Source organism: Corallococcus sp. 4LFB (genome assembly GCF_046520365.1).
Classification (GTDB): Bacteria; Myxococcota; Myxococcia; order Myxococcales; family Myxococcaceae; genus Corallococcus; species Corallococcus caeni.
Genome location: NZ_JBKGHJ010000574.1, coordinates 1 through 4,777, shown reverse-complemented (window position 1 = coordinate 4,777; position 4,777 = coordinate 1). Strand labels below are relative to the sequence as shown.

The following is a 4,777-nucleotide window of genomic DNA, read 5'->3' as shown; positions in this document are numbered from 1 at the left end:
CGGTCCCCCGCGAAGCCCGGGCGGCTCCGCCGGAGTGGCCTCGCCGGCCCCTGCGCGTCCAGCTGCCCCCGGACCCAGTCCGTCAGGTCCTCACGGGTGCCCTGGTCGCGCCGGGCCTCCAGCCGCTCCAGCACGCGCAGCACGCGCTGGTTGAAGGCGGCCTGGGGCTTGAGCAGTTCGACGTGGAGCGGGCGCAGGCCCAGGACGAAGGCGCGCTTGGCGGCCGTCACCCACTGGCCTCCCGACGCCCGGTGCGACGGCGGCACGGAGAAGTCGAACGGGACGGCGAGCCTCGCCGCGGCCAGCAGCGGCGACAGGGGCGTGCTGGCCGGAGGCACCAGCCGGCGCAGCCGCTCCGTCAGCACCGCGAGCTCCCGGGCGTTGGCCTCGGAGGGCTCCGCGCGCAGTGCCCCGATGCGCTCGGCGAGCTCCCCGGCGGACTCCGCGGCCTGCCCCCCCTCGGGCATGGTGTGGAACAAGGTACTCACCTCCCAGGCGCCTCCCCTTCTTCAAGGCCCCGGGCCGCGGCGCGCGGGAGGCCTCCTCCCCCCTCAGGAGGCCGCGGCATGCTTGGACACGGAGACCGCCTGGACGGGAGCGGCCGGAGCCTCCTCCACCACCCAGGAATGCTCCGGCCGGAAGACGCCCCGGTCGTCGTGCTCCGTGGACACGGAGAAGGTGCAGCGGGCTTCCCGGCCCGGCTCCGGGTTCGCGTTGTTGCCCGTCTTCAGCTCCACGCTCAGCACGTAGGAGCCGCCCAGCAGCCCCAGCCGGGGAAGCACGAAGCGCAGCCGGCCCTGCGGCGGCAGCGGCGCCGGCAGCGGCACCCGGTCCGTCCGAGTGCTCGTCACGTACAGCACCGCCCCGTCCGCGGTGGACAGCGTGAGGACGAACTCCACGTCCTCCACCGACTCGCGCGCCACATAGTCGATGCAGACCTCCGCGCGCGTCTCCGTGGTGACGAGCCCCAGCTCCTCCCCACGCGGCCCGCTCAGCGACACCCGCGACACAGCGACCGGCGGCGCCGCCGGCGGCTCGTCCCGCACCACCGCGCCCTCCGCCAGCGACGGCAGCGCCCCGCCCCCTTCGGTCAGGGCCGGCGGGGTGAACACCGTGGAGCGCGCCTCCGCCAGCGACACCGCCTGCCGGTACTCGGCGGCGATTTCGGCCGGGGTCCCCACGCGGCGGATCCGCCCGCCGTCCAGCCACGCCGCCTGGTCGCACCAGCGCTCCACGGTGGACATGTCGTGGGTGACGAGGACGATGGTCTTCCCCAGCCGCTTGAACTCCGTCATCTTCGCGAGGCTCTTCTTGCTGAAGTGCTCGTCGCCGACGGCGAGGATCTCATCGATGATGAGGATGTCCGGGTCCACGTGCGTGGCCACGGAGAACGCCAGGCGCATGTACATGCCGCTGGAGTACGTGCGCACCGGCTCGTCGATGAACTCCCCCAGCTCGCTGAACGCGATGATGTCGTCCATCTTCGCGCGCACCTCGGTGCGGGACATGCCGAGGATGATGCCGTTGATGAGGATGTTCTCCCGGCCGGAGAAGTCCGGGTGGAAGCCCGCCCCCAGGTCCAGCAGCGCGGAGATGCGCCCGTTCACCTGGATGCTGCCGGACGTGGGCGAGTAGATGCCGGTGATCAGCTTCAGCAGCGTGCTCTTGCCGGAGCCGTTGCGCCCCAGGATGGCCACCGTCTGGCCCTTGGGGATGCGCAGGTTGACGCCGCGCAGGGACTCAATGAAGCGCCCCTGCTGGGACGCGTGCCGCTGCCCGCGCAGCCAGCGCACGAGCTCCGACTTGAACGTGGTGTATTCCCCCCGGATGGTCTTCTTCCGGAAGCTCTTCACCACGTCCTGGATGACGATGGCGTCCTCGGTCGGTGACTGGACCATCTAGATGGACTCCGCGAACTCCTCGCGGCGGCTCTCGAAGATCTGCGTGGCACCCCACAGCAGCACGATGGAGACCCCCAGGAGCGACACGAGCGGCACCGCGTCCGGCAGCCGGTGCTCGTAGAAGATGGCCTGGTACGAGGTGATGAGGATGGACATCGGATTGAGCACCTGCAGCACGCGCCGGTACTCCTCCGGGATGGTGGACAGCTTGTAGAGCACCGGCGTCATGAAGAACCACAGCGTCATCAGGTTCATCACGATGTGCTGCAGGTCCCGGAACGTCACGTTGAAGGCGCTGACCGCGTACACCACCGCGAAGGTGAAGCACATCTGGATCAGCACCACCACGGGGAACAGCAGCACGTGCCAGGACGGCACCACGCCGAAGATCAGCCCCAGCGCCACCATCAGCGGCAGGGAGAAGATGAAGTTGCAGAAGTTGGTGGCCACCACCGTCGCCGGCAGCACCTGGGCCGGGAAGCGCACCTTGGTCATCAGGTCGCGCCGGTCGCTGATGGCGCTGGCCCCCGCGGACACCGACGTGGAGAACCAGATCCACGGCAGGAGGCCCACGAACATGAAGTAGGCGTAGTGCGGGATCTGGTTCTTCATGAACACGCCGAACAGCAGCGCGTACACCAGCATGTGCAGGGTGGGGTTCAGGAACGTCCAGAAGAAGCCCAGCACCGAGCCGCGATAGCGCGCCTTCAGCTCGCGCTGCACCAGGCTGAGGAGGAGCCCCCGGTACGAATAGAGTTCCCGGAAGTTGCGAATCATGCGCCGGTATCCATACCCCAAAGGGTCCGCCCGTGGCGAACGCCCTGGAACAGCGGACCGCCGGCCCCTCGCGCGCCCGCCTGCCGTGGTGCGCCCTGACGGCACCCACAAGGAGAAAGAAAAAGGCCCCCTGGTTTCCCAGAGGGCCTTCGATTGGAGCGGGAAAAGGGATTTGAACCCTCGACCCTCGCCTTGGCAAGGCGATGCTCTACCGCTGAGCTATTCCCGCATCTGGTGCCGCGTGCTGCCTACCGCCCGGTCAGTGCCGCCCCGGAAGTGGGGCGGATATACAGAGGCCTCCCGGGCACGTCAAACACTTTTCGCGTCCGGATCCGCCCCTCCCCGCCGGGCAAGCATCCCGAGGAACGCACGGAAGTAGACGACGGCGCTCCACACGCTGAAGGCGCCTGACAGGTACACCAGCACCTTGCCCACCTGGTTGTAGTCCACGGGGACGGTGCGGAAGCCCAGGTCCAGCGGGTGCACGTAGTGGACGCACAGGGAGATGATCCCCACCAGTTGGAGGGACGTCTTCCACTTCCCCTCCTGCCCCGCGGCGATGACCATGCCCTCGCTGGCGGCGATGGTGCGCAGGCCGCTGACGATGAACTCGCGGGCCAGCAGCACGATGACGACCCAGGCGGCGATGCGGCCCAGGCGCACCATCATCACCAGGGCGGCCATGGCGATGAGCTTGTCCGCCAGCGGGTCCATGAACTTGCCCACCACGGTGATGAGGTTCCAGCGGCGGGCCAGGTAGCCGTCGACCACGTCGGTGATGGCGGCCACCGCGAACACCAGGCCGGCCAGGAGCGAGTGCAGGGGGTCCGCGTCGTAGGTGAGCCAGACGAACACGGGGATGATGAGGATGCGCCCCAGCGTGAGCATGTTGGGCAGGTTCCAGAACTCCTGCACCAGGATGCTGGGACGGCGCGAGGCGCGGCGGCGGGCCCGCTCCTCGCGCTTGCGCTGCTTCCTGAGGGCTCGCTCGGTGGCCATGGGCGCGCGTTCTACCGGACCCCGAGTGCGATGAGGGCAAATCCTTCACCGCCCAGCTCCACCGCTCCCCGCAGTGTCTCCCCGGCGGCGCCCGCCACCAGGGGCATCACGCGGGGCGTGAGGTTGCCCACCCAGCCCACCAGGTGCGTGAGGGGCACCGTCACCGGCTGGTCCATGGCCACCGGCACCGAGCGCAGCGGGCCCGACAGGCTGAGCAGCACCCGCCCCTGCCCGCGCAGGTGCACGAGGTCCAGGTCCTGGGCCAGCTCCGACGGCACGCGGCCGTTCTCGAAGACGACGGGCTCCTCGAAGGCGAAGACGCACGCGTCGCGCAGGTAGACGGACTCGTCATCCAGGACCACCGGCGCCAGCTGCCGCCCGGAAGTGGGCTCCAGGTGCAGCGTGCCCTGCCCCCGGGCGCGCACCATGGCCTGGTCGCCCTCGCCAAACGGCTTGTCCGTGGCCCGGCCCCGGAAGCGCTTCATCTCCGGCTGGAAGGTCACCTGTCCGCGCACGGCGACCAGCCCCTCCAACCGGGTGAGCAGCTCGCCGTTCACCGCCAGCGTCACGCCCGCCGCGCCCTGCGTGAAGGGCTGTCCCGGCGTCGCGCCCGGCAGCGCCACCGTGGGCACCCACTCGGTGAGCACGGGCGGGCTCACGCCGGGGGCAGCGTCGGGCACGGGAGCCGGCTCGCGCTTCGCCAGCGCGTCGAAGGTCTCCGCGAAGGCGGCGCCGGGCTCCGACTCCAGGTCGGACGCGAGGACGGGCGGCTCCTCGGAGACCTCGATCTCCTCCGACACCGGCGTGGGGGGCAGCTCGTCGGCGACCTCGACGTCGGCGCCGGAGGTGTCCGCGTCCGTGGTGGCGGCCAGCTCCGCGTCGTCCCCGGAGGTGCTCTCTCCGGCGGCGAGGCTCGGGTCCTCGTCCTCCTGGGGGCGGCTGGCGAAGGCGTGCTCGTCCGTGGGGGCGGGCGGGCCCTCGTCCTCGGCGAAGCGCAGGTCGTCGTCCGGAGGTTTCGCCGGAGCCTGGGGAGCCTGGGGCGGTGGCGTGGCGGCGGCGCGCGGGCTCCGGGGCGCTTCATCCAGGCCGAACTGGGCGCC

General features: G+C 70.6%; 4 protein-coding genes, 1 tRNA gene and 1 pseudogene. All 6 read right to left on the bottom strand.

What is annotated here, in order from left to right; genetic code table 11:
- Positions 1-488: pseudogene (locus ACLEQD_RS37130) on the bottom strand (hypothetical protein); the annotation flags it as partial.
- A gap of 63 nt (positions 489-551) precedes the next feature.
- Complete coding sequence (locus tag ACLEQD_RS37125) at positions 552-1,898, bottom strand: ABC transporter ATP-binding protein (RefSeq protein WP_410390618.1); 1,347 nt, start codon at positions 1,896-1,898, stop codon at positions 552-554.
- Positions 1,899-2,678 (bottom strand): ABC transporter permease, encoded by a 780-nt coding sequence (locus tag ACLEQD_RS37120; RefSeq protein WP_410390617.1) that lies wholly within the window; start codon positions 2,676-2,678, stop codon positions 1,899-1,901.
- A gap of 154 nt (positions 2,679-2,832) precedes the next feature.
- A tRNA-Gly gene (locus ACLEQD_RS37115) sits at positions 2,833-2,907 on the bottom strand.
- Between the two features lie 80 nt (positions 2,908-2,987).
- Entirely contained in the window at positions 2,988-3,677 is a 690-nt protein-coding gene (pgsA, locus tag ACLEQD_RS37110; RefSeq protein WP_171411987.1) for a CDP-diacylglycerol--glycerol-3-phosphate 3-phosphatidyltransferase, read from the bottom strand.
- Positions 3,678-3,688: 11 nt separating this feature from the next.
- Positions 3,689-4,777 (bottom strand): AIM24 family protein (locus ACLEQD_RS37105; protein WP_410390616.1); only part of this gene is annotated, 1,089 nt, incomplete at its 5' end.